This window comes from Arthrobacter sp. P1_B4, from assembly GCF_056406555.1.
Genome location: NZ_JBFTZW010000056.1, coordinates 1 through 21,640 on the forward strand (window position 1 = coordinate 1; position 21,640 = coordinate 21,640).

General features: G+C 67.0%; 22 protein-coding genes and 3 pseudogenes. 17 read left to right on the plus strand and 8 right to left on the minus strand.

Going from position 1 to position 21,640, the window contains the following annotated elements; translation table 11 throughout:
* The 6 genes from AC1D1W_RS15025 to fabF all read left to right on the plus strand — a co-directional run.
* Positions 1–1,567: transketolase-like TK C-terminal-containing protein (locus AC1D1W_RS15025; RefSeq protein ID WP_476944102.1), on the plus strand; the 1,567-nt coding region annotated here is incomplete at its 5' end.
* 203 nt (positions 1,568–1,770) lie between these two features.
* Complete coding sequence (locus AC1D1W_RS15030) at positions 1,771–3,015, plus strand: PucR family transcriptional regulator (RefSeq protein ID WP_279293836.1); 1,245 nt, start codon at positions 1,771–1,773, stop codon at positions 3,013–3,015.
* A gap of 87 nt (positions 3,016–3,102) precedes the next feature.
* Complete coding sequence (locus tag AC1D1W_RS15035) at positions 3,103–4,032, plus strand: ACP S-malonyltransferase (RefSeq protein ID WP_028275209.1); 930 nt, start codon at positions 3,103–3,105, stop codon at positions 4,030–4,032.
* Positions 4,029–5,090 carry a beta-ketoacyl-ACP synthase III gene (locus tag AC1D1W_RS15040; RefSeq protein WP_476944103.1) on the plus strand — a complete coding sequence of 354 codons (1,062 nt, stop codon included), beginning with the start codon at positions 4,029–4,031 and terminating at the stop codon, positions 5,088–5,090. The genes AC1D1W_RS15035 and AC1D1W_RS15040 overlap by 4 nt, the downstream gene beginning before the upstream one ends.
* 202 nt (positions 5,091–5,292) lie before the next feature.
* Positions 5,293–5,538 carry an acyl carrier protein gene (locus AC1D1W_RS15045; RefSeq protein ID WP_243177177.1) on the plus strand — a complete coding sequence of 82 codons (246 nt, stop codon included), beginning with the start codon at positions 5,293–5,295 and terminating at the stop codon, positions 5,536–5,538.
* Between the two features lie 175 nt (positions 5,539–5,713).
* The gene (gene fabF, locus AC1D1W_RS15050; RefSeq protein ID WP_028275211.1) at positions 5,714–6,949 is read left to right on the plus strand and encodes a beta-ketoacyl-ACP synthase II; all 1,236 of its coding nucleotides are present in this window, start codon (positions 5,714–5,716) and stop codon (positions 6,947–6,949) included.
* A gap of 132 nt (positions 6,950–7,081) precedes the next feature.
* On the opposite strand, the gene AC1D1W_RS15055 is transcribed toward fabF, so the two are convergent.
* The 3 genes and pseudogenes from AC1D1W_RS15055 to AC1D1W_RS15065 form a co-directional block, all read right to left on the minus strand.
* A complete protein-coding gene (locus tag AC1D1W_RS15055; RefSeq protein ID WP_026266435.1) occupies positions 7,082–7,585 on the minus strand; it encodes a DUF3145 domain-containing protein in 504 nt (167 codons plus the stop codon).
* A 380-nt stretch (positions 7,586–7,965) separates the two neighbouring features.
* The gene (locus AC1D1W_RS15060) at positions 7,966–8,916 is read right to left on the minus strand and encodes a tyrosine recombinase XerC (protein WP_476944104.1); all 951 of its coding nucleotides are present in this window, start codon (positions 8,914–8,916) and stop codon (positions 7,966–7,968) included.
* 78 nt (positions 8,917–8,994) lie between these two features.
* Positions 8,995–9,474, minus strand: a pseudogene (locus tag AC1D1W_RS15065) (DNA-processing protein DprA); the annotation flags it as partial.
* A 12-nt stretch (positions 9,475–9,486) separates the two neighbouring features.
* Between AC1D1W_RS15065 and AC1D1W_RS15070 the strand changes: the two are divergent.
* The 8 genes from AC1D1W_RS15070 (at position 9,487) to AC1D1W_RS15105 (ending at position 15,854) form a co-directional block, all read left to right on the plus strand.
* Complete coding sequence (locus AC1D1W_RS15070) at positions 9,487–11,034, plus strand: recombinase family protein (RefSeq protein ID WP_476944105.1); 1,548 nt, start codon at positions 9,487–9,489, stop codon at positions 11,032–11,034.
* A gap of 404 nt (positions 11,035–11,438) precedes the next feature.
* Complete coding sequence (locus AC1D1W_RS15075) at positions 11,439–11,927, plus strand: hypothetical protein (protein WP_476944106.1); 489 nt, start codon at positions 11,439–11,441, stop codon at positions 11,925–11,927.
* A 450-nt stretch (positions 11,928–12,377) separates the two neighbouring features.
* Positions 12,378–13,253, plus strand: coding sequence for a hypothetical protein (locus AC1D1W_RS15080; protein WP_476944107.1), 876 nt, complete (start codon positions 12,378–12,380; stop codon positions 13,251–13,253).
* An 86-nt stretch (positions 13,254–13,339) separates the two neighbouring features.
* Positions 13,340–13,600: a hypothetical protein gene (locus tag AC1D1W_RS15085; RefSeq protein ID WP_476944108.1), complete on the plus strand. Its 261-nt coding sequence runs from the start codon at positions 13,340–13,342 to the stop codon at positions 13,598–13,600.
* Positions 13,601–13,889: 289 nt separating this feature from the next.
* Positions 13,890–14,717 carry a hypothetical protein gene (locus tag AC1D1W_RS15090; protein WP_476944109.1) on the plus strand — a complete coding sequence of 276 codons (828 nt, stop codon included), beginning with the start codon at positions 13,890–13,892 and terminating at the stop codon, positions 14,715–14,717.
* Positions 14,718–14,743: 26 nt separating this feature from the next.
* Positions 14,744–15,151: a hypothetical protein gene (locus AC1D1W_RS15095; protein WP_476944110.1), complete on the plus strand. Its 408-nt coding sequence runs from the start codon at positions 14,744–14,746 to the stop codon at positions 15,149–15,151.
* Positions 15,148–15,438, plus strand: coding sequence for a hypothetical protein (locus tag AC1D1W_RS15100; RefSeq protein WP_476944111.1), 291 nt, complete (start codon positions 15,148–15,150; stop codon positions 15,436–15,438). The genes AC1D1W_RS15095 and AC1D1W_RS15100 overlap by 4 nt, the downstream gene beginning before the upstream one ends.
* A gap of 11 nt (positions 15,439–15,449) precedes the next feature.
* Positions 15,450–15,854, plus strand: coding sequence for a hypothetical protein (locus AC1D1W_RS15105; RefSeq protein WP_476944112.1), 405 nt, complete (start codon positions 15,450–15,452; stop codon positions 15,852–15,854).
* A gap of 51 nt (positions 15,855–15,905) precedes the next feature.
* On the opposite strand, the gene AC1D1W_RS15110 is transcribed toward AC1D1W_RS15105, so the two are convergent.
* Entirely contained in the window at positions 15,906–16,394 is a 489-nt protein-coding gene (locus AC1D1W_RS15110) for a hypothetical protein (RefSeq protein WP_476944113.1), read from the minus strand.
* A 246-nt stretch (positions 16,395–16,640) separates the two neighbouring features.
* Here AC1D1W_RS15110 and AC1D1W_RS15115 point away from each other — a divergent pair, with 246 nt between their 5' ends.
* Together AC1D1W_RS15115 and AC1D1W_RS15120 are read left to right on the plus strand one after the other, a co-directional pair.
* Positions 16,641–17,012 carry a terminase gene (locus tag AC1D1W_RS15115; protein ID WP_476944114.1) on the plus strand — a complete coding sequence of 124 codons (372 nt, stop codon included), beginning with the start codon at positions 16,641–16,643 and terminating at the stop codon, positions 17,010–17,012.
* Complete coding sequence (locus AC1D1W_RS15120; protein ID WP_476944115.1) at positions 17,012–17,296, plus strand: hypothetical protein; 285 nt, start codon at positions 17,012–17,014, stop codon at positions 17,294–17,296. The genes AC1D1W_RS15115 and AC1D1W_RS15120 overlap by 1 nt, the downstream gene beginning before the upstream one ends.
* Positions 17,297–17,555: 259 nt before the next feature.
* On the opposite strand, the gene AC1D1W_RS15125 is transcribed toward AC1D1W_RS15120, so the two are convergent.
* The 3 genes and pseudogenes from AC1D1W_RS15125 to AC1D1W_RS15135 form a co-directional block, all read right to left on the minus strand.
* Positions 17,556–18,443, minus strand: coding sequence for a hypothetical protein (locus AC1D1W_RS15125; RefSeq protein WP_476944116.1), 888 nt, complete (start codon positions 18,441–18,443; stop codon positions 17,556–17,558).
* Between the two features lie 153 nt (positions 18,444–18,596).
* Positions 18,597–19,337: pseudogene (locus tag AC1D1W_RS15130) on the minus strand (DNA-processing protein DprA); the annotation flags it as partial.
* Positions 19,338–19,382: 45 nt separating this feature from the next.
* Positions 19,383–19,493, minus strand: a pseudogene (locus AC1D1W_RS15135) (magnesium chelatase subunit ChlI family protein); the annotation flags it as partial.
* A 15-nt stretch (positions 19,494–19,508) separates the two neighbouring features.
* On the opposite strand from AC1D1W_RS15135, the gene AC1D1W_RS15140 reads away from it, so the two are divergent.
* Positions 19,509–20,900, plus strand: a complete 1,392-nt coding sequence (locus tag AC1D1W_RS15140; RefSeq protein ID WP_476944117.1) for a recombinase family protein — start codon at positions 19,509–19,511, stop codon at positions 20,898–20,900.
* A 148-nt stretch (positions 20,901–21,048) separates the two neighbouring features.
* On the opposite strand, the gene AC1D1W_RS15145 is transcribed toward AC1D1W_RS15140, so the two are convergent.
* On the minus strand, positions 21,049–21,189 hold the full coding sequence (locus AC1D1W_RS15145; RefSeq protein WP_476944118.1) for a hypothetical protein: 141 nt from the start codon (positions 21,187–21,189) through the stop codon (positions 21,049–21,051).
* Between the last annotated feature and the right edge of the window lie 451 nt (positions 21,190–21,640).

The window sequence follows — 21,640 nt, forward strand, 5'->3', positions numbered from 1 at the left end:
GGCGCACACGGTCAAGGGCTACGGCCTGGGCACCCACTTCGAGGGCCGCAACGCGACCCACCAGATGAAGAAGCTCACCCTCGCGGACCTCAAGGCCTTCCGCGACCACCTGCGCATCCCGATCACGGACGACCAGCTCGAAGCGGACCTCTACCGGCCGCCGTACTACCACCCCGGCATGGACTCCCCCGAGATCCAGTACCTGATGGACCGCCGCAAGCAACTCGGCGGCTTCGTCCCCGAGCGGCGCTCCAAGCACGCCGACGTCACGCTCCCGGACGAGAAGGTCTACGAAGTCGCCAACCGCGGCTCCGGCAAGCAGCACGCCGCCACCACCATGGCCTTTGTCCGCCTGCTCAAGGACCTCATGCGGGACAAGGAGTTCGGCAAGCGGATCGTGCCGATCATCCCCGATGAGGCTCGCACCTTCGGCATGGACGCGTTCTTCCCGACGGCGAAGATCTACAACCCGAACGGCCAGAACTACCTCTCCGTGGACCGCGAGCTCGTCCTGGCGTACAAGGAGTCCATCTCCGGCCAGATCGTGCACGCCGGCATCAACGAGGCCGGGTCCGTGGCGGCCTTCACCGCCGCCGGCACGTCCTACGCCACCCACGGCGAACCGCTCATCCCGGTCTACGTCTTCTACTCGATGTTCGGCTTCCAGCGCACCGGCGATTCCTTCTGGGCCGCCGCCGACCAGATGACCCGCGGGTTCATCATCGGCGCCACCGCCGGACGCACCACGCTGACCGGCGAAGGCCTGCAGCACGCCGACGGCCACTCCCCCATGCTGGCGGCAACCAACCCGGCCGTCATCACCTACGACCCGGCATACGGCTACGAAATGGGCGTCATCATGCGTGACGGCCTCAACCGGATGTATGGGCCCGGCGAAGCCGGGAAAGAAATTGCCGCCAACGATCCGTCGCGGAACGTGATGTACTACATCACTGTCTACAACGAGCCGATCGTGCAGCCGCCCGCACCGGCGGAACTCGATGTGGAGGGCATCATCAAGGGCATCTACCTGCTGGCGCCGGCCAAGATTGACGGCCCGCGCACGCAGATCCTGGCCTCCGGCGTGTCCGTTCCCTGGGCCCTCGAAGCCCAGCGGATCCTCGCCGAGGACTGGGGCGTCTCCGCCGATGTCTGGTCCGTGACCTCCTGGACCGAACTGCGCCGCGACGCCATGGCCGCCGAGGAGGACTCCTTCCTCAACCCCGGCCAGCCCGCCCGCGTCCCGTTCGTGACCCAGCAGCTCGCCGGTGCCACCGGTCCGATCGTGGCGGTCACCGACTACATGAAGGCCGTGCCGGACCAGATCCGCCAGTTCCTGCCGAACGAGTTTGCCTCACTCGGCGCGGACGGCTTCGGCTTCTCCGACACCCGCGCCGCGGCACGCCGTTTCTTCAAGAACGACATCCACTCGGTTGTGGTCCGTTCCCTTCAGATGCTGGCCCGCCGGGGCGAAGTGGATGCCCAGGCACCTGCCCAGGCCATCGAGAAGTACCGCCTGCACAACGTGAACGCCGGCACCACCGGCAACGCGGGCGGCGACTCCTAACCGCGCTTCAGCGCAAGAGCGAACGTACGACGGCGGCTCCCACCGAAAGGTGGGGGCCGCCGTCGGGCGTTAACCGCCCCACCCCCTCCTGCCTCCCTCCGGGGGGCGCTCTGGACTGCCGCGGGCCGCTGTGATGCAGGACAAGGGCAGTTGTAGCCTTCGCACAAATGGAGCTTGGGCGGCCCGCACCGTATGCTCAATGCATGGCAGAGCCGATCACCACTCCCGAAAAACGCAATCCGAGCTCGAGGGCGATGACTCCGGAGAAAGCCGAAACCCTTAAGAAGCTCCGGGCCAGCGTGGGCCAGCTGTCGACGACGACGCTGCGCCAGTTGGAGAAGTCCCTGCCGTGGTACGGCCGGCTGAACTCGGATGAACGTTCCGCCCTGGGCATGGTGGCCCAGAACGGCATCGCGGCATTCGTCACCTGGTACGAACGGCCGAGTTCGCCGTCGTGGATCCTCTCCGACGTCTTCGGTACCGCGCCCACCGAGCTGACCCGCTCCATCAGCCTGCAGAAGGCGCTCCAGCTGATCCGGATCGTCGTGGAAGTCGTCGAGGACCAGGTCCCGGTGATCGCCCCGGAAGCGGACCAGGGGGCCCTCCGGGAGGCCGTGCTGCGCTACTCGCGGGAGGTCGCGTTCGCGGCCGCCGACGTCTATGCCCGCGCCGCGGAATCCCGCGGCTCCTGGGATACCCGGCTGGAAGCCCTGATTGTCGATGCCATCCTCCGCGGCGAAAACACCGACGCGCTGCGGTCCAGGATCGCGGCCCTGGGCTGGAAAGCACAGGAGCGCTTCACCGTCATGGTAGGGAATTCCCCGTCCGAACCAAGCGCCAGCTACGTCAGCGAACTGCGGCGCACAGCGGGGCGCTTCGCCGAGGACGCCCTTGTGGGGATCCAGGGCGACCGCCTCATCCTGATCCTGGGCGGGGTCCACGACCGGGAGACCGCGTACCTGAAACTCAGCGAACTCTTTGCCCCCGGCCCGGTGGTCTACGGCCCGGAGGCCGGGTCCCTCCTCGAGGCCAGCGGCTCTGCCCAGTCGGCCTTTGCCGGCCTCACCGCGGCCCGCGCGTGGCCTTCCGCGCCACGCCCGGTGGCGGCCGATGACCTGCTCCCGGAGCGGGTGATCTCCGGCGACGACGCCGCCCGCCGCTCGCTGGTCAAGAACATCTACCGCCCGCTGCTGGCCGCCTCCAACGGGCTGGTGGAGACCCTCGGCACGTACCTCGAACTGGGCCATTCACTCGAGGCCACGGCCCGGGAACTCTTCGTCCATGCCAACACAGTGCGCTACCGGCTCAAGCGCGTCTGCGACGTCACGGGCTGGGATCCGCTGCTGCCGCGGGAGGCGTTCGTGCTCCAGACCGCCCTCGTCGTGGGCCGGCTTTCTGCCCCGCCGAAGGCCCCCACGGAGCGGCAACCTCCCCGCAACGGCTCCTGAACCGTTGTAGACTTCCTACAAACTGACCCAGTGAGCTTGGTGCATGAAAACACGAATGTTCACGCGGTAATTTGGAAAGCTGGTTACGTGCTTGCAATCGTTTGCCCTGGACAGGGCTCCCAGACCCCTGGTTTTCTGGCCCCTTGGCTGGAACTGCCACCCGTCGCAGGCCTCCTGGCCTCCCTCAGCGAAATAGCAGGCATCGACCTCACCGCCCATGGCACCACCTCCGATGAGGAGACCATCAAGGACACCGCAGTCGCGCAGCCCCTGATCGTCGCTGCGGGCCTGGTGACGGCAAAGTCGCTGTTCGACGTCGAACTCGGCACGCTTCCCGTCATCCTTGCCGGCCACTCCGTCGGCGAAATCACCGCGGCTTCCCTCGCCGGTGTCCTGTCGGAATCCGAAGCCATGACGTTTGTCCGCGAACGCGCCAACAGTATGGCAGCCGCTGCTGCCGCCACCCCGACCGGCATGAGTGCCGTCGTGGGCGGCGACCCCGCGGAGGTCCTGGCAGCCATTGCTGCCGCCGGGGCCACGGCCGCCAACGTCAACGGGGCCGGCCAGACCGTCGCCGCTGGCACCCTGGAGCAGCTCAAGGCCCTGGCGGAGAACCCGCCGGCCAAGGCCCGGGTTATCCCGCTGAAGGTCGCGGGCGCGTTCCACACCTCGCACATGGCCCCCGCGGGCGCAGCCCTGCAGGCCCTGCGTCCGTCGCTGCACCCGAAGGACCCGCAGGTGCCGTTGCTGTCCAACTTCGACGGCGCGGAAGTCACCGACGGCGCCGCCGCCGTCGACAGCCTGATCGCCCAGGTCTCCCGTCCGGTCCGCTGGGACCAGTGCATGGAGACGATGGTGCAGCGCGGGGTGACCGGCGTGATCGAGCTGGCTCCCGCCGGAACACTGGCGGGCCTGGCCAAGCGCGGCATGCCCGGCGTCAAGACAGTCACCGTCAAGACCCCGGACGATCTTTCCGCGGCCCTGGCCCTATTTGCAGAACTGGAGGGAGGGGCATGAGCGTTCCCACTCTGAAGCAGGCACCGGTGCAGGCAAACACCCGCATCATGGGTGTCGGCGCCTACCGGCCCAGCGTGATCGTGACCAACGAGGACGTGTGCCAGTGGATCGACTCCTCGGATGAGTGGATCCGCCAGCGCACGGGCATCATCACCCGGCACCGCGCGCCCGCCGATGTCAGCGTGATTGACATGGCCGAGGGCGCCGCACGTGAAGCACTGCAAAAGGCCGGCATCGAGGCCTCCCAGCTCGGCGCCGTGATCGTCTCCACGGTCACCCACCCGTATGCGACCCCGTCCGCCGCAGCGAGCCTCGCCGACCGACTCGGCGCGACGCCGGCCCCGGCCTTCGACATCTCCGCGGCCTGCGCCGGCTACTGCTACGGCATCGCCCAGGGCGACGCCCTGGTGCGCTCCGGCGCGGCCTCCTACGTCCTTGTGGTCGGTGCCGAGAAGCTCTCCGACGTCATCGACAACACGGAACGGACCATCTCCTTCCTGCTTGGCGACGGCGCGGGCGCCGTCGTGATCGGCCCCTCCGACACGCCCGGCATCGGCCCCTCGGTGTGGGGTTCGGACGGCAGCAAGTGGGATGCCATCGGCATGACCCACTCCATGCTCGACATCCGCGAGCTCGCGCTGACCGGCAAGCACGGCGCCGCCGTCAGCGATGAGGAAGCGGCAGTGACCGACGCATCCCTGTGGCCGACCCTGCGCCAGGACGGCCAGACTGTCTTCCGCTGGGCCGTGTGGGAGATGGCCAAGGTGGCCCAGCAGGCCCTGGACGCCGCCGGCATCCGGTCCGAGGACCTCGCCGCGTTCATCCCGCACCAGGCCAACATGCGCATCATCGACGAGATGGCCAAGAAGCTGCACCTGCCCGCGACCGTCAAGATCGCCCGCGACATCGCCGACGCCGGAAATACGTCGGCGGCGTCCATCCCCCTGGCCACCCACCGCCTGCTTGAGGAAAACCCCGAGCTCAGCGGCGGGCTGGCGCTGCAGATCGGCTTCGGAGCCGGTCTGGTCTTCGGCGCCCAGGTGGTCGTGCTTCCTTAGGCAGCCACCGCTTTTTCGAACTAAATACGTTCCACCCGTTTCACCCTTGCACCGCATGTCCTTCAATTTCAGGGCCCGCCCCGCATGCTGTGCTCGCAAGCATTCCCGCACCAAGCCGAACCCTCGGTTTGAATCATTTCCGCCCCTAGGCTGCCGGCATTCCACCGGCAGCCGAGGGCAACAACCAGAAAAGGAGCCATCAATGGCTAGCAACGAAGAAATCCTGGCCGGCCTGGCTGAAATCGTCAACGAAGAGACCGGCCTGGCCGCGGAGGCTGTCGAAATGGACAAGTCCTTCACCGAGGACCTGGACATCGACTCCATCTCGATGATGACGATCGTGGTCAACGCCGAAGAGAAGTTCGGCGTCCGCATCCCGGACGAAGAGGTTAAGAACCTCAAGACCGTCGGCGACGCTGTCAGCTTCATCGCCAACGCCCAGGCCTAGTCTGGCTTCCGCCAGTATCGGCGGACCCCGGTGCCCGGTCCGGGCGCTGCAGCAGCGCCCGGACCGGACCACCAGCACCACCACGAAATGCACCACCCCAAAGTTCCCCTCGCAGGCCCCGGCCATCCCATTCGCGGTTCCGGATACGGCAGGCGCACCGACAGAGAGTGATCCCATGGCACGCAAAGTAGTCATTACCGGTCTGGGTGCCACCACACCCATCGGCGGCGATGTCCCCACAATGTGGAAGAACGCGCTCAAGGGCGTCTCCGGCGCGCACACGCTTGAGGACGACTGGGTGGCCAAGTACGAACTGCCCGTCCACTTCGCCGCACGCGCCTCCACCCCTGCCTTGGACGTCCTGACCCGGGTCGAGGCCAAGCGCATGGACCCGTCCACCCAGTTCGCCGTGGTCGCATCCCGCGAGGCGTGGGCCGACTCCGGCATCACCGAAATCGACCACGACCGTCTGGCGGTCGCCTTCGCGACCGGCATCGGCGGCGTCTGGACCCTCCTGGATGCCTGGGACACCCTGCGCGAAAAGGGTCCCCGCCGCGTCCTGCCCATGACCGTACCCATGCTGATGCCCAACGGCCCGGCCGCCGCGGTAAGCCTGGACCTGGGTGCCCGCGCCGGCGCCCACACCCCCGTTTCCGCCTGCGCGTCCGGCACCGAGGCCGTGCACGTGGGCCTGGACCTGATCCGAGCCGGCAAGGCCGACGTCGTCGTGTGCGGCGGCGCCGAAGCCGCCATTCACCCGATGCCGATCGCCGCCTTTGCCTCCATGCAGGCCCTCTCACGCCGCAACGACGATCCCGAGCACGCCTCACGCCCCTACGACCGTGACCGCGACGGCTTCGTCATGGGCGAGGGCGCCGGTGCCCTGGTGCTTGAGGCCGAGGAACACGCCCTGGCCCGCGGCGCCCGGATCTACGCCGAACTGGCGGGCACCTCGGTCACCGCCGACGCCTACCACATCACCGCCCCGGACCCCCAGGGCCTGGGCGCCACCCGCGCGCTGAAGGCTGCGATGTTCGATGGCCGCATCCAACCTGAAGACATCGTGCACGTCAACGCGCACGCCACCTCCACTCCGGTCGGAGACAAGCCCGAGTACGCGGCCCTCAAGGCCGCCCTGGGCAAGCACGTGGACTCGGTAGCGGTCTCGGCCACCAAGTCCCAGATGGGGCACCTGCTCGGCGCCTCCGGTGCCGTAGAGGCCGTGCTGACCGTCATGGCCATCTATGACCGCAAGGCGCCGGTGACTATCAACCTCGAAAACCAGGATCCCGAAATCCCGCTCGACGTCGTCACGACCGCCCGCGACCTGCCAGCCGGCAGCATCGCCGCACTGAGCAACTCGTTCGGCTTCGGCGGCCACAACGCCGTGATCGCGGTACGCAGCGTGTAGCTGCACGACCAGCAGCACGCCCGCAGCACGCCGGGACGGCAGATGGCGGCAATGTTCTTCGTGAACATTGCCGCCATCTGCTTTTTTGGCGCCTAGCTATGGAATTACTGCGGTGGTGCGCCCGTTGAGGCCCTAGCCGACTTGGTGGAGCCAGCGCACGGGGGCGCCTTCAGCGGCGTGCCGGAACGGCTCGAGTTCCTCGTCCCAGGCCTCGCCCAGGGCGAGGGAGAGCTCGTGGTAGACGGCCGAGGGGTCGCCGGCGCCGGATTCGTAGGCGTAACGAATGCGGTCCTCGGACACCATGATGTTGCCGTGGACGTCAGTGGTGGCGTGGAAGATCCCGAGCTCCGGGGTGTGCGACCAGCGGCCGCCGTCCACCCCCTGGCTCGGCTCCTCAGTGACTTCATAGCGCAGGTGCGCCCAGCCTCGCAGAGCGGACGCCAATTGAGCCCCCGTGCCCGGCGTTCCGGTCCACGACAGCTCGGCCCGGAACATTCCGGGCGCGGCAGGCTGAGCGGTCCACTCCAAGTCCGTCCGCTTGTCCACGACAGACCCTATGGCCCACTCGACGTGGGGGCACAAGGCAGTCGGGGCCGAGTGAACGAACAACACACCTCGGGTCAGTGCAACAGACATTCCATCCTCCATAGCTGTAGGTACGTCTTCCCCAACGACCTGTGCCTGGATGTCTGTCTGTTGCGCGGATCCGAATTTATGCCGGCGGTCCCTGCCAGACTACTAATATACAACCGGGTTCAAAGCTGGGACGTAGTGCATTCCAGCTTCAAGTTCAACTTGAAACTTCCCGGGCGTGAGTTTTATTCTGCCCTACCCCTCCTCATTACGCCAGTGCGATTCGGCGCGTCTTTTCCGGCGCGCCGTGCATGCTTCGGCAGTCCCGCAGGTGGACCCTGGTCCGCTTGGGCCTGGGCGGGTATTCGGGCGGAATCCCGGGCAGGAATCCGGGCCGACTTGTGCGCCTTTCCGGCCGGCCGGACGCGACCGGCCGGCGATCCTCAGGCCCGGGGGTGCGCCTGCTGGTAGCTCTGCCGGAGCCTCTCGACGGACACGTGGGTGTAGATCTGGGTGGTGGCAAGGCTGCTGTGTCCGAGGATTTCCTGCACGGCGCGCAGATCGGCCCCGCCGTCGAGCAGGTGGGTCGCTGCAGAGTGCCGCAGGGCGTGCGGCCCGGTGGCGGCGGTGTCTCCCAGCCGTTCCAGCATCTCCTTGACCACGCTGCGGATCTGGCGCTGGTCCACCCGTCCGCCGCGCGCGCCCAGGAAGAGCGCCGGGCCGCTGGTCCCGGTTGCGAGGGCCGGCCGGCCGCGGCGGAGCCAGTCGTCGACGGCGAGCGCCGCCGGCAGCCCGTAGGGCACCGTGCGTTCCTTGTTGCCCTTGCCGAGCACCCGGAGGGTTCTGCGGTCCGGGTCGAGGTCGTCAACGTCCATGCCGGCCAGCTCGCCAACCCGGACACCGGTGGCGTAGAGCAACTCCACCATGGCACGGTTGCGCAAGGCCAGCGGTTCCCCCTCGGCCGAGGCGGATTCGGCGTCGTCCACGAGCCGCCGGACCTGTTGCTGGTGCAAGACGCCGGGCAGGGATTTCTCCCGCTTTGGCGCCTTGAGCCGCAGGGCCGGGTCGGCTTCGATCAGCTCCTCACGGACAGCCCAGGCGGTGAAGGCCCTGGCGGTGGCGGCGCGGCGGGCCAGGGTGGCGCGGGACTTCCCGGACTCGCTCTGGGCGCCAAGCCAGCGCCGCAGGGTCCCGAGCTCCAGCCCGGCAAGGTCGTGGACGCCCTCGGTTGCGGCGTGCGCGAGCAGGCTTTCGACATCGGAGAGATAGGCCCGCACGGTATGGGCGGACCTGCCCCGTTCCGCTTCCAGGTAACGGCCGAAGCGGGCGGCGGCGAGCTGGATATCGCCGTCGGGCGCGGCGGGCGGGGCAGCGGGGGGATCCTGTGTAGACACCCTCTTACTCTGGCAGTATTCCCCCGGCATTCAAGGAGCCGGTCGGCGAGCCGCTTCTTCCCGGTGAAGCAAGCCATCTCAGTCCGCCTTCCCGGAGCGTTTCCAGCCGCCGTGCCGGGATTCGGCCAGCCCCAGCAGCCCGAGCCGGCCAAGACCCGCGCGGACCGAGTCCGGGCTCAGCCCGGCCACCGCGCCCAGCTTCTCGACCGAGGTGGTGGTCCGCAGCGGCAGGGAATCGAGCAGGATCAGGTCCTCCAGGGTCAGGCCATCGTGGGCCTCAGACCGGCCTGCCTTGTCCGGGGGCATCGCCTCGCCGCTCGGGGAGGCGAGCTCGGCGATCTCCCCGGCATCCGTGACGCATACCGCGCCGCCTTCACGGAGAAGCCGGTGGCAGCCGGCGGAGTTGGCGCTGTGGATGGAACCGGGCACGGCGCCCACGGCCCTGCCCAGGCTTTCGGCATGGTGGGCCGTGTTGAGGGCGCCGGAGCGCCACCGGGCCTCGACCACGACCGTGACGGAGGCCAACGCCGCAATGAGCCGGTTCCGCTGGCAGAAACGTAGAATAGATGTATGACCACCACCGCCGCGATATACGCCCGACAATCCGAAGACGTCGCCGAAGGCATTACCAACCAAATGAAGCGGTGCACCTCACTGATCGAGGCCCGAGGCTGGACCGTCGGCCGCCTCTACGAGGACAACGACACGAGCGCCGCAAAGCGCCGAGGCCCCGGCACGGCATGGCACCGGATGTTGGAGGACCTCCGCAACGGCGTCGCCGACGTCGTCGTCGCCGTCGACCTGGACCGGCTCCTGCGCTCCACTCGCGACCTAATCGAGATTACCGACTCCGGCGCCCGCGTGCTGACCGTCGACGGCGAGATCGACCTCACGACCGCCGACGGCGAGTTCCGCGCGACTATGCTCGCCGGTATCGCCCGCTTCGAGGTCCGCCGCAAGTCAGAGCGTCAGAAACGGGCGAACGAGTCCCGCACCGCTGGCGGCCGTCCCGTCCCTGGCCGTCGCCGGTACGGCTACGAGACTGACGGCGTCACGCCCCGCGAGGCCGAGGCCGTCGTCGTCCGGCGCCTCTTCGCCCACGTCGCCGAGGGCGGCTCGCTCCGCTCTGCTACGAAGTGGCTCACCGCCGAGGGCGTCAGCCCGGCGCCGGGCAAGGAGTGGAGCTCACGCCGCGTCGCTGACATTCTGAAGAATCCCCACTACGCCGGGAGCGTCCGCCACCTGGGCGCCGTGATCGAGTCCGGCGTCGTCGTCCCAATCGTTGACGCCGAGCTCGCCGCCGAGGTAGTCGCCATCCTTTCCGACCCTTCCCGGAAGACCTCCCCCGGCCCTAAGCCCCGGCACTTGCTCTCCGGCCTTGCACACTGCGGAGTCTGCGGCCACCCCATGACCTACATGCGCTCGTACCTCTGCAAGCCGCATCCTGGTCACGTCTCAATCCTGAAGAAGATCCTGGAGCCCCGAGTCCGCGACGAGATCGCGAAGGCGTTTATCTCTGGCGGCCCCTCCCTCTTCCCGGCGTCGGCGAACGGCTCCAGCGTCTCCGCGCTGATCGCGGCGCACGAGAAGAACACGGCCAACGTCGCCGCGACGATCGCCGACCGCGACGAGGGACTGGTCCCGGTGAACATGGCCCGCGCCCGCCTGATCGAGCTGCGGAACGCCCGCGAGGCTATTGAGGTGGAACTGGAGCGCGCCAGGACGGAGAAGGGTTCGGCGTCTGCCCTCCAGGAGATCGCCCAGGGCCTTATCGTGAAGCCGTCCTTCGAGATGCACGAGTACGCCGAGATGAAGGAGACCGTCCTCGCCCGCTTCGACGAGCTCGACCTCGACAAGCAACGCGAGATCGTCCGGGCACTCCTCTATATAGAGGTCCGCCCCGGCCGGGATCTTTCCCGCGTGTGGATTGAGCACAAGCTGGCCGTCCACCTGAACCCCGACGCCGCCCAGGACGCCCGCTATTACGACAACGCCGACGAGCCCGCCCCCCGGCATCCCCGCTGGGGCCCAGACGAGGCGCCTATGGTCCTCGACGACGCCTCCGCCGCCTTCGGCGCCGCTGAAGCGATCGTCCGCGCCGAGGCCGCCCGCCTGTAGCCCGACCCACTAGTCCCGTCCTCGCTTCGGCGTCGGCGGGGCTTTGTCGTGCCCGCGTGTAAACGCCGGAGACGCCGCTGGCGCCGCGTGCGGGAACGTGTAAACGCATTTCCGACGCCGGGAGTCACGTTTCCGATGACGAAGTGACGTTTAGAGGCGTTCCCTGGATTAGTTGTTAAGAGTTCTTCTTCTCTAACAACAAAAGCCGGGGAGCCCCTCGAACGTCACTTCGTCACTGACGGCCCCCGCCCCCAACTCGTCGCCCGAAGGGTGAGCAGGAGCCCGCCCCCGGCCCTCTACAACATGGGGAGAACTCTGTGAGTAGCAGACGCCTCCTCGTCCCCCTCCTCTTATGAGAGCCCCCTCCTCTAATACCCCCTAACCCGCCAGAATCGACCCCCCAAATGACCTCTACACCCTGCCGCAACTGCGGCGACCCGCTCCCACCCCGCAAGCCTGGCCGTGGCCGCCCCGCCGTCGCCCACCCAGGCGAGTGCCGCCGCCTCTACGTCAACCGCCGGAATCTGAACTACCGGATCGAACGCTTCCGCCAGGCCCACCGCCTCGTCGCGGACCGCTCCGACTCCGTCTCCTGGGCGTCCCCCAGGTACGCCTCCGACGAGATCTCCTTCGAGGAGAACGTCGTCCCCGTCTCTGGCGCCTTCGACGACGTCCACGGCAAGGGCCTCATGGCCGCCGTCGACCGCTGGGAGAAGGCCGAAAGCGTCCATAGGAAGCTCCTCCAGGTTGAGCGCGCCCTGATCTTAGAGGAGCGCGAGGAGGCCCGCCAGGCCGCCTCTGAGAGCCTCGCGAAGCTCTCCCGCGAGGGCCGTGAGGCCCTGGTCCGCAAGGCCGTCGCCGCCCGCCTGGCTCGGCGTCACCTGGACGACTAAAACCTTCAATCTCCTCTAGTAGAGGGTAGAGCTCAGCTTGCCCTCAACCCCCTCGGCCGGACGCCGCGCCTCACTTTGCCGCGCGCAGAGCGTCCAGCCGAGGGCCCAATTCTCCCGCCGTGTTATCCCTTCGGCGGCGGGTGCGTTGCGGACACGGGGGGGTCCTATGTGCGCAACGCTGGAGGTCGCCAGGCGACGCTCCACTCGATTTATTGCCATGAGTCGCGTGTCGAGCCCACCTGGCGGCTTCCGCCTCCCCCCTCCATATGATTCCCCGCGCCGTCGTCTCTTCGACGGCCGGACGCCGCCCGCGAGCAGGTTCTCGCGCCCAGGCAAAACCCCAGCGCCCCAATGGCGCGCCCTTAGACAATCCTCGCCCGGCAGGTCCGGCCGAAGAGCGTCTCCGCAGTGCGGACAACCCTCCCTTCGCCGCTCAATAAGGAGCACATTTTGCCTAACACTCTTCTGACCGCAGAAAACCTCGCCCGCGTTGCTGCCAATATCGTTGGCGAAGACATGAACCTCTCGGCTCACGTCTTCCGCGACTTCGAGGCGGACTTCTCCGCTGGCCGAGGCAACACCATCAAGGTCCGCGTGCCGGGTGCCGTTGCCGCCCAGACTCGCGGAATCTACGACACCTCGACCCCGCTCGTCTCCGACGAGATCGCCGAACAGTCGATCGACGTAACCCTGACGGATCACGTCTACGACAACGTCGTCCTGAGCGAGGGCGACCTCGACCTGGAGATCCAGGAATTCTCGACTCAGGTTCTCCGCCCCCAGGCAACGGCGATCGTGAAGCACATCGAGAAGACCGTCGCCGCCGCCATGAAGGCGACCCCGGAGACGACCTCGATCACCTACACCGCCTCCGAGCCGGCGAAGACGTTCACCAAGATGCGGAAGGCCCTCCGCGACAACGGCGTCTCCACCGACGCCCCGCTCGTCGCGGCCGTCGGCTCCGCCGTCTACGGCGACCTCCTCGACGCCGACGCGATAGACGACAAGGGCAAGGTCCGAGGCTTCCTCGTGGTCGAGTCGACCCGCCTCGCCGCTGACGAGATCGTCGGCTTCGTCCGCGAAGCCTTCGCCCTCGTCGTGCGCGCCCCGCAGGTGCCCCAGGGCGCCCCGTTCGGCGCTTCCGTATCCGAGGGCGGCTTCGCCCTCCGCTACATCCGCAGCTTCGACGGCACCGTCGCGGCCGACCGCTCGCTGGTCTCCAGCTTCGTCGGCGCCCAGGCAATGCCGCTCGCCGTCGACAACGAGGACGGCACGATCTCCCTCGTAGCTAACGGCGGCGTCGTTCGCGTACTGACCGCCGCCTAGTTTGCAGGCTGGGGCCCTTCCTTTCCAGGAGGGGCTCCGGCCCCCCCTTTTACCTACTGCGGGTCGCGAGACCTTGAAAGGCACCCATGCCCCTGATCGAAAAATGCGTCGTCTGCCGTGCGGACTACGAGGCCCGCCGCCTCGGCTCCATGTACTGCGCCGCCGCGTGTAAACACAAGGCCATGCGTCGCCGCCAGGCCGTCGCCCAGGAGCTCGCGGAGGCCCGCGCCGCGCTGACCCAGGATCTCTTGATCCGCCAGAGCCAGGCCCTCGCTGACGGCGCGGACGAGGGCGTCCTCTCTGCCCTGGCCCGCGAAGCGGCGGTCCTTCTCGGCGTGACGGAATGACGTTTAGTACCTAGTTCTGACTTCAATCTACTTGTTCTCTCTACATAGCTGCCCCTCATGCCCCTTTTGCCCCTTTCCGCTAGATCTAGGGCTTAAACGAGGGGCACGCAAGGGGCATCAAGGGGCACTTTGCCTTTCGAGCTTGCCGCTTAATAGCTACTGCAAAAACGCCGGAGAGGCTCCGCCTCTTTGACGGCCAGCGGCCGTAGTGCCCTGAAGCCTCCCCGGTAGCCCTGGCTCGCTCCTCTAGCCCCTGGCACCGCCCCAACCCCCGAAGGACCCCCCCGCCATGACTCGCTCTCTCCTGGACTGGACGGCCGCGCCGTCCGCCAGCCCCTCCCCGCTCCCCCCGCTCGCCGCTATCCGCCGTGGAGCCTTCCCCGTCGGCCTCCTGCCGATCCGAGAGCTCGCCGAGGACCTGGCCCGCCGTGGCCTGGCCTACCGCCGTAGCTTCGGCTTCGTCGTCCTCGACGAGCACGTCGACGAGCACGAGGCGGCGCGTATGGCTTCCTCGGTCCTGGCCCAGGCCGCCGAGGAGCTCGCCCCCTCGGTTCCCCGCTCGACCCGCCTCTTTGCCGATCTCGGCGTCCTCGACGACGAGACGGACCGCCTCCAGGCCGCCGCCCACGCGGGGACCACCGACTACGAATCCGCTGAGGAGCTCTTCCTGGCGACGTCCATCGGTCCGCGTGCTCTGGCGAAGGGCCTCCGCGCCGCCCTGGACGCACCTAACGCGCTCGCCTTGGACCGTACCGGCTACTCCGACACCTGGAGCGACCACCGCGCGGCCCTGGCCGTCACTGCCCGCGACGTGAAGGCGTCGTCCGGCGCCAGGGCGGCTCTCCTGAAGGCTCTCCGCGCCGCTCTCCCGGCCCCTACGGACCTGGACGTCTTCCCCCTGGAGGACCTCCTGGAGCCGTTCTGGGCGTCCCTGGACGGCGAGGACAAGCTCCTCCGGAGCGCCCTCCCTGGCCTCTACGCGGCCGCTGGGCACCCTGGCAACCTCTCCCTCTCCACCACTGATCTCCGCTCGGCCGCTTCGGCGCGCTGGGGCGAGCCTCGCAAGTTCCAAGGCACCTTCATTTACCGTCCGGCGCGCGCAGCCAGCGCGTCCTAACCCATCCCGACCCCCAGGAGCTCTACATGACCACCAAGATCCACGTCCGTAATATCCCGTCCGACGCCGACCCGGAGATCGTCTGGGCCGCCGTCGAGAAGAAGACCACCCCTGCCTTCATCGAGCGCCCAGGCTTCCTCCGGTGCCCGCGCTGTAAGCGTTGCTGGCCGGAGGACCACTTCAAGGAGGGTCACGACTCTGTCGAGACCTGGAGGCCCCAGGCGCGTTGCCTGAATTGCCGTCGCGGCGCTAATCATGCTCTCCGCACCCAGGCGATCCAGACGGGCGTCTGTGAGGCTCGCGGATGCGAGGAGCCGGTCGGCGAGCGCTATAAGTGCGACCTCCACCTGGGGCTCGCGGCCAAGGCTTATGCCGCCCGCGACGGCGCCCCCGCTCCCTGCCCCGTTGCCCCCACTCTGGAGGCCGCGAAGTGACCGACGTCCGGCCCCGCTCGCGGCGCCAGTGGGAGTACCTCTTCCGGGAACGCCGTAACGAGGGCTACGACCTGGCCCGCCCCTTCACTGACGAGCGCGCGTCGTCGGCGCCCGCAGAGCTTCGAGACCCCTTCACCGCTGACGCCTGGCTGGCACTCTCCGAGGACGAGCGGATAGCCCACACGAAGCGCTGGATCATCGGCGAGGTCCTGGACGCCATGCCGCCCCGGCCCGCCCCCATGCCTGACCCCGGCCCCTCCCACCGCATCCCGCGCTGGGTCTACTGATAGGACTGACCATGACATTGTTACCCCCTCCAGTCGCCGCGCTGGAGACCCGCCTGGGCATCCCGTCCGGCGCCCTCCTGGGTGAGGACCTGGCCCGCGCTACCGCCGCTCTCGACGACGCCGCGACGCTGGCGCTCGCTGAGGTATCGACCGCCGTCGGCGACCCCTGGCGGACTGCCGCCCCGGCCGTTGTGACGCTGGTCGTCCTGAAGGCGGCCCGTCGCGAGTTTGAAAACCCTCGTGGCATGAACCAAGAGTCGCTAGGCGAGCACGCCGTCGGTCTGACCGACACGTCCGGCGTTTACCTGACGCGCCGGGAGATCTCCCATATCTTGCGCGCGGCAACAGGCCGGACTGGCGGCTTCGTCGGCTCCGTCCGAACACCGTCCGCTTACGCGGACGGCGAGACTACCTGAGTCGCCCGCCCTGCAATACCGCGCGGCCCGAGGGCGGGAGACTCACGGCGCCTAGTCCGCGACGGGCGGCGTCGTCCAGGAACCGAGCTCCCACGCGCTGACTTGCGCCAGGTCCACGCGAGTGTTCTTCAACCTGAAGACCTTGCCCCCGGACTGGAGCTCAGCGTCCTTCAGGTGTATGAATCGGCGCGGCGGTGTGGGACGCCCTTCCTCGTCCAGGGCTGCCCATGCTTCCTTCCGCTTCGGCTCGACCGCATCGAAGATGAGCTCGCGCGCTTCTGCAAGTTTCTCAGAACCGGCGGCCCGCAGCAGGTCGTTCAACCGTCGCGTCCACGCCTCCCGCGTAATTGCCATCCCTGAAATAACCCCGCTGGGCAGCGACAACGTAATGCCGAATGAGGCGTCCACCCCTTCGTCCTGACTACCAAACATCAGATCCACCAAGGTTTGCAGTTCGGCGTCCGACGAGGATCGCTCATCGATGATGCGCTCATCCTGTGCACGCTTCTGCTCATCGGTAAGTTCAACAGCTTCTGTCATTACAGCTTCCCCTTAGACMATGACTCATTAGTGCGTCTGCACTGGCGACAGCCTACTTCCCGGCACTGACAATTCTGTCCAGGACTACCCGACCGGCACCTCCCCCGGACGACGGCGAACTTTAGGACCTGGGGAAGGACTCCCCCCTCCCCCTCCCTCCCAGCCCGAGGAGGCTTAGCTTCTGCCCGTCGACCTGATCTGAAACAAACAGCCCTATTTCCGGCCCCTCAAACGAAAGGCCCCATTTTGGACCCCGAAACCCCCACACCCCCACCCCCGGCCGACCTCGGCGACGCTGGTCTGGCCCTCTGGAACGAGCTCTTCGACTCCTTCGACTTTGAAAGCCAGGAGGCCGTCCTCCTGGTCGAGGCTTGCCGCGTGAAAGACCGCCTCGACGCCCTCGACGCCGTCGTCCGCGCCGAAGGCGTCACCATCACGAGCCCCCAGGGCGTCAAAGCGCACCCGGCGATCGTCGAAGGCCGCCAACAGCAGATCGTTTTCTCCCGCCTGATCGCCTCGCTCCGCCTCCCGGACGAAGAGGACAACAAGCCCCAGCGCCGAGGACGAAGCCGAGGCACCTACGGCGCCGGAGATCGCAAGTACGGCGGCCGCAACTAATGGCGGGCCGCAAGACGAAGGCCCGGGCCCAGGTCGGCCAGCCTGGCGACTTCCACTTCCTCGACGGGCTCGCCTCGATCCCCGTCAACCCCGTCACCCTGGCGTCTTCTGGAGTCCTCCGGGCTACCTTCGACGCGATCTCGGACGACCCGGACGTCGCCCGCTCGCGTGAGGCGGCTCGCGGGCGCGGCCMGGACGTGATCGACGCCCACGCGGGCGCCGTGGCCCGCCTGGCCCAGCGGACGGCCGAACACTACGCATCCACCCTGAAGGAGAACGGCTAAATGTCCGACGCCCCTACCGAGCTCAAAGAGTGCGCCCAGTGCGGGCCCAGGCTTCGGTCGCAGTTCCGGACCCGCCCAGGCGGACGCCTGAACAGCCGTTGTCGGCGTTGCACGAAGCTGAACGCCCGGCACGAAGCCTGGCTTACCGCTCGCGCTGACGCGGCCTCGTAACCCGCCCTCCCCGCCCATAACAAAAGGCCCCTCTCACAGCCCAGGCATTACGCCCTGGGCYGYGAGAGGGGCCTTTCTGCATGTCTCACTAATTAGCCTCGGAAGGCTCCATAGCTCGGCTTCGCCTCTCATGGCGCGCCATTGCCCGAGCTTTCAGCTCATTTCTTCGTGAAGGTGGCACTCGATGCAGAATCTTTTCCAACTCGGCGTTCATAGCATCCGCCCTATCCGTGTCGCCCGCTGCGGTCGCTCGCTCGCTCCGAGTTAGGAACAATGCATAGCGGGATACAGCGTCGGCGAATTCAGCAGGAGGGAAAGCGTAAGTCTCGTTGTCCACCGCGAATTCCATTTGATAACGCGGGTCGACCCTTCCCCCGATGCGACTCTCCATACGGGAGAGACGAGCTACAACCTGTTCCAAGGCGTCAGCCACGGCATCCCCACCGTCAGCCTGGTCCGCCCGGATTTGGCTGAACATTTCAAAGCTGGTCAGTGGATTTACGAGCTCGTCGACGTGCTCAAGAGCGTATTCGGCATACTCACGAAGAGTCACTACGGCCTCTTCAACAGACTCCAGGTCTGTGATGTCGTAGAAGATGGTGCGCTGGTCGACGATGTCGAATGGCACCTTCTCACCCTTGCTGATTAGGTGCACGACGGGCTTGCGCCAGCCGTGAGCTATGGCCAGCTCGTAAAAGACATTCGGATTGTGCCCAGTAAGATCGGCGATCACGAGATCTGATTCAAAGAGCCTCTTGATCACGTGCTGGCCGATCGAGTCCGGGCTTTTTCCTTCATCAGCGCGGTGAACGTCCCACTCTTCGCCCTTGAGCGCCTCGCGGAAGATGTACTTCAGCGCATATGAGGCCTTCCGATGAATGTCTGTTCCTGGTGCGCCGATTGGTGACACCACGAAGACCTTCTTTGGCTTCGTATCCGCAGCAACGGCAGTGCGGGGAGTTGATTTTGCGGTCATGCATGAATCCTCGCATTAACATCAGACGACTTTATAAATGCTGGAGGGACTCTTTTCGCGCGTCACCTGCATTTGTCACGTAGGCCCTTCCGATTGGCCGGTGGCCGCATGCCCCTCGACAACGTGTGCGCTGAGGCCGTGTAAACGGATCGATGCATATATTTGCCACTTCCGTTGAAGGAACCGGTAGCGGGTGGGAGCGGACCCGGGCGGAACCTCGGCCAGGACCGCGCCGCGGTTCGCCACGGTCCGCAGCAGGTCCTCATTGCCGGCGGGGTAGAAGCGGTCCACTCCCCCGGCCATGACGGCAATGGTGGGCACACCGTCCGCGCTTCCGGCCAGGGCCGCCCTGTGGGCGTGGGCATCAATCCCGTAGGCCCCGCCGGAGACGATCGTGAAGCCGCGCTGGGCCAGCGAGTAGGCGAGGTCGCCCGTCACCGATGCTCCGTAGCTGGTGCTGTCCCGGGAACCCACGAGGGCTACGATCCGGGCCGCCGGGGGCAGCTCCTGTTCCACGCCGCGCCACCACAGGCACAGGGGCTCCTGCAGTCCGAGGTCCGCCAACTGCCGCGGCCACAAGTCATCCCTGGGAATGATGAGGCGTCCGCCGAGCCGGTGCATGGTGGCCAGGTCGCGCTCCGGGGCGAGGTCGGGCACGCGCGGGGCCCAACGCTTCAGCGCCTCGCTGAGCCCGGACCAGCCGCTGCCGGACCCGCTGTCCGCCAGGATTCCGGTGATCTCCTGTTCGAGCCCGGGACCGGCGGCCAGCACGCCGCTGGCAATCCGCAGGGCGTCCTGCGCCCCCACGGCCTGGACCAGCGCCAGGGCCGCCGCGTCCTGCGGCTCGAACAGGCGGGCCAGAGCGGCGCGGGCTATTCGTTCGTCATCAATCATGGTGGTTCCTTTCGCACGGCTGGGGTGGGCTTCGTGCCGGCAGGCTCAGGGTGAGACCGCGGCGGCCTGCCGGAGGCCCAGCGCCTGCCCGACGTCGTCTGCGTCGGGGACGTCGTGCCGGGACAGGTCCGCAAGGGTCCATGCGAGGCGCAGTAGGCTATTTTTGCGTACGTGAAAGCCATTGTTTATTTACGCATCAGTGAAGATCGAACAGGGCAGCAGCTTGGAGTCACACGACAACGCGAAGACTGCGAGCGAAAGGCCGCCGACCGCGGACTGACCATAGTTGCGGTAGAGACAGATAACGATCTCAGCGCTTACACGGGTAAGCGCCGCCCCGGCTTCGAAGCCGTACTTGAGGCTGTCGACACAGGCCGGGCCCAGGTGGTCATTGCATGGTCCCTTGACCGTCTGCAGCGCAATCGCCGCGATGAGCTGCGTCTGTACGAAGCCTGCCGCAACAGAGACGCCCAACTCGCGCTGGTGAACGGAGCGGATCTGGATTTTTCGACAGCCTCGGGCCGCTTTGTCGCCGACGCACTCGGCAGCGTTGCCCGCATGGAAGTGGAGATGAAGTCAGATCGACAGCGCCGGGCAGCAGAACAGGCAGCAGCCGCCGGCAAGCGAGCGGGCGGACGGCGGCCTTTCGGTTATGACCGTGACGGTATGACAGTCAGGCCCGATGAGGCAGCGGCCGTCTCGTCAGCGTTCAACCTGTACCTCGGCGGAACGCCGTTGGCCGAAATTGCCCGCGAGTGGAATAGCCAGGGGTTCACGACCGGGCAGTCCCGGCGCGGAGAGAACGCCGGGCAACCCTCGCCCTGGACGCGGTCCAGCGTCCGCGACGTACTGAGCAGCCCCCGTTACATGGGCAAGAGGGCCCACAAGGGAGAGATCGTTGCCAATGCACTGTGGCCGGCACTGGTTCGTGAGGAGACATGGCGCGCCGCCCAAGCGATACTCGCCCGCCGCGCAGGCCAGCAGACGCCAAGCGCGGCGAAGTACATGCTGTCAGGGATTGGACGGTGCGGAGTTTGTGGTGGCAAGATCCATGCCGGAGCCACGGCTCGGCGCGGGGTACGCGGCTACCGCTGCGCAGAATCTACCGGCCACTTCTCCAGGATGGCTGACCCCGTAGAGGAATGTGTTGTCCGGACGATCACCGCGCGCCTCGCACTGCCTGATGCTACCCACGTGCTGACAGACACAACAAGCCCTGACCTGCCTGAGCTTCGAGCGGAGGCCACCGCTCTCCGCGAGCGCCTTACTGCCCTGGCAACGGACTTCGCAGAAGGCGAGCTGACCTCACAGCAGCTCCGGGCAGCTTCAACCCGCATCAACGAGAAGCTTGCGGCGGCCGAGGACGCCATGGCAGACGCCGGCCGCGTCGACTTGCTCGGCCCACTGATCAGGGCGGAGAATGTCCGAAACGAGTGGGATAAGCTCCGCTCAAGCCAGCAGCGGGCGGTCATAGACGCGCTGGCAACCATCACGTTGCACCCTCCAGGCCGGGGCAGACGGATCTTCGATCCTGACACGGTGACGATCGAATGGAAGATGTAGTCGATTGAACTTCTTTACCTTGAAAGGCGCTCCTGCACGCAGTGGAGCTGAGTACACTGCGTTAATGACGAACCCCGGTGCGATCGAGTTAGTTCGCGCAAGGGAAAGAGGTGCGTACGCTTCTGCTCCACGTATCCCGCTCTACTGCTCAGGCCACCGTACGGGGGTGGCCATCTTGCTCGCGGTCTGCAACGACATCGACGAGGGCGAACCCGTACCGGACCATGTGCAAATGCACGTCGAGCCCGAAGTCGGCGCCGACAGTCCAGGAACCGCCGAGAGTGGACATAGCCCCAGGGGAAACAGCTACAGCATAGTGTGCGGTACTTGTGGCCGGACCACATCCCGCCAGGACGTCAAACTCCTCCGGGCCGCCATCGAATGCCTAGCCACCGCCAACGTCAGGGCCAAGGGCCGCTACCGCATTTCCATAACCTAGACGTTGGGTGCTAGTGTCGAGGCCATAATGGTAGCGGCCAACCTCAGCCCGCAATATTCAGGGCCCCAATAGGGGAAAGTGGCCAAACAGCTCCCGGTGAAATGACAGCTAAGTGCTGTCTTCACACGGGAGCTTTTTCATGCCCAGTAAAGTCCTCTCCGCCCGTAGCCAGCTCGGAGTAGCCACCCGTCGCGCTGACCCCGTCGCGATCGACGCTGCCCGACAGGCCCTCGCCGCCGCCAAGCTCGAAGCCTACGTTGCGAAAGTGATTGCCATCGCGCCGCCACTGTCCCCAGAGCAG

Bases quoted from the DNA above. Each gene is read 5' to 3' on its own strand.
- AC1D1W_RS15030 (WP_279293836.1), top strand. From the start codon at position 1,771: ATGGCAGAGCCGATCACCACTCCCGAAAAACGCAATCCGAGCTCGAGG.
- AC1D1W_RS15040 (WP_476944103.1), top strand. From the start codon at position 4,029: ATGAGCGTTCCCACTCTGAAGCAGGCACCGGTGCAGGCAAACACCCGC.
- AC1D1W_RS15045 (WP_243177177.1), top strand. From the start codon at position 5,293: ATGGCTAGCAACGAAGAAATCCTGGCCGGCCTGGCTGAAATCGTCAAC.
- fabF (WP_028275211.1), top strand. From the start codon at position 5,714: ATGGCACGCAAAGTAGTCATTACCGGTCTGGGTGCCACCACACCCATC.
- AC1D1W_RS15055 (WP_026266435.1), bottom strand. From the start codon at position 7,585: ATGTCTGTTGCACTGACCCGAGGTGTGTTGTTCGTTCACTCGGCCCCG.
- AC1D1W_RS15070 (WP_476944105.1), top strand. From the start codon at position 9,487: ATGACCACCACCGCCGCGATATACGCCCGACAATCCGAAGACGTCGCC.
- AC1D1W_RS15075 (WP_476944106.1), top strand. From the start codon at position 11,439: ATGACCTCTACACCCTGCCGCAACTGCGGCGACCCGCTCCCACCCCGC.
- AC1D1W_RS15085 (WP_476944108.1), top strand. From the start codon at position 13,340: ATGCCCCTGATCGAAAAATGCGTCGTCTGCCGTGCGGACTACGAGGCC.
- AC1D1W_RS15090 (WP_476944109.1), top strand. From the start codon at position 13,890: ATGACTCGCTCTCTCCTGGACTGGACGGCCGCGCCGTCCGCCAGCCCC.
- AC1D1W_RS15095 (WP_476944110.1), top strand. From the start codon at position 14,744: ATGACCACCAAGATCCACGTCCGTAATATCCCGTCCGACGCCGACCCG.
- AC1D1W_RS15105 (WP_476944112.1), top strand. From the start codon at position 15,450: ATGACATTGTTACCCCCTCCAGTCGCCGCGCTGGAGACCCGCCTGGGC.
- AC1D1W_RS15110 (WP_476944113.1), bottom strand. From the start codon at position 16,394: ATGACAGAAGCTGTTGAACTTACCGATGAGCAGAAGCGTGCACAGGAT.
- AC1D1W_RS15125 (WP_476944116.1), bottom strand. From the start codon at position 18,443: ATGACCGCAAAATCAACTCCCCGCACTGCCGTTGCTGCGGATACGAAG.
- AC1D1W_RS15145 (WP_476944118.1), bottom strand. From the start codon at position 21,189: ATGTCCACTCTCGGCGGTTCCTGGACTGTCGGCGCCGACTTCGGGCTC.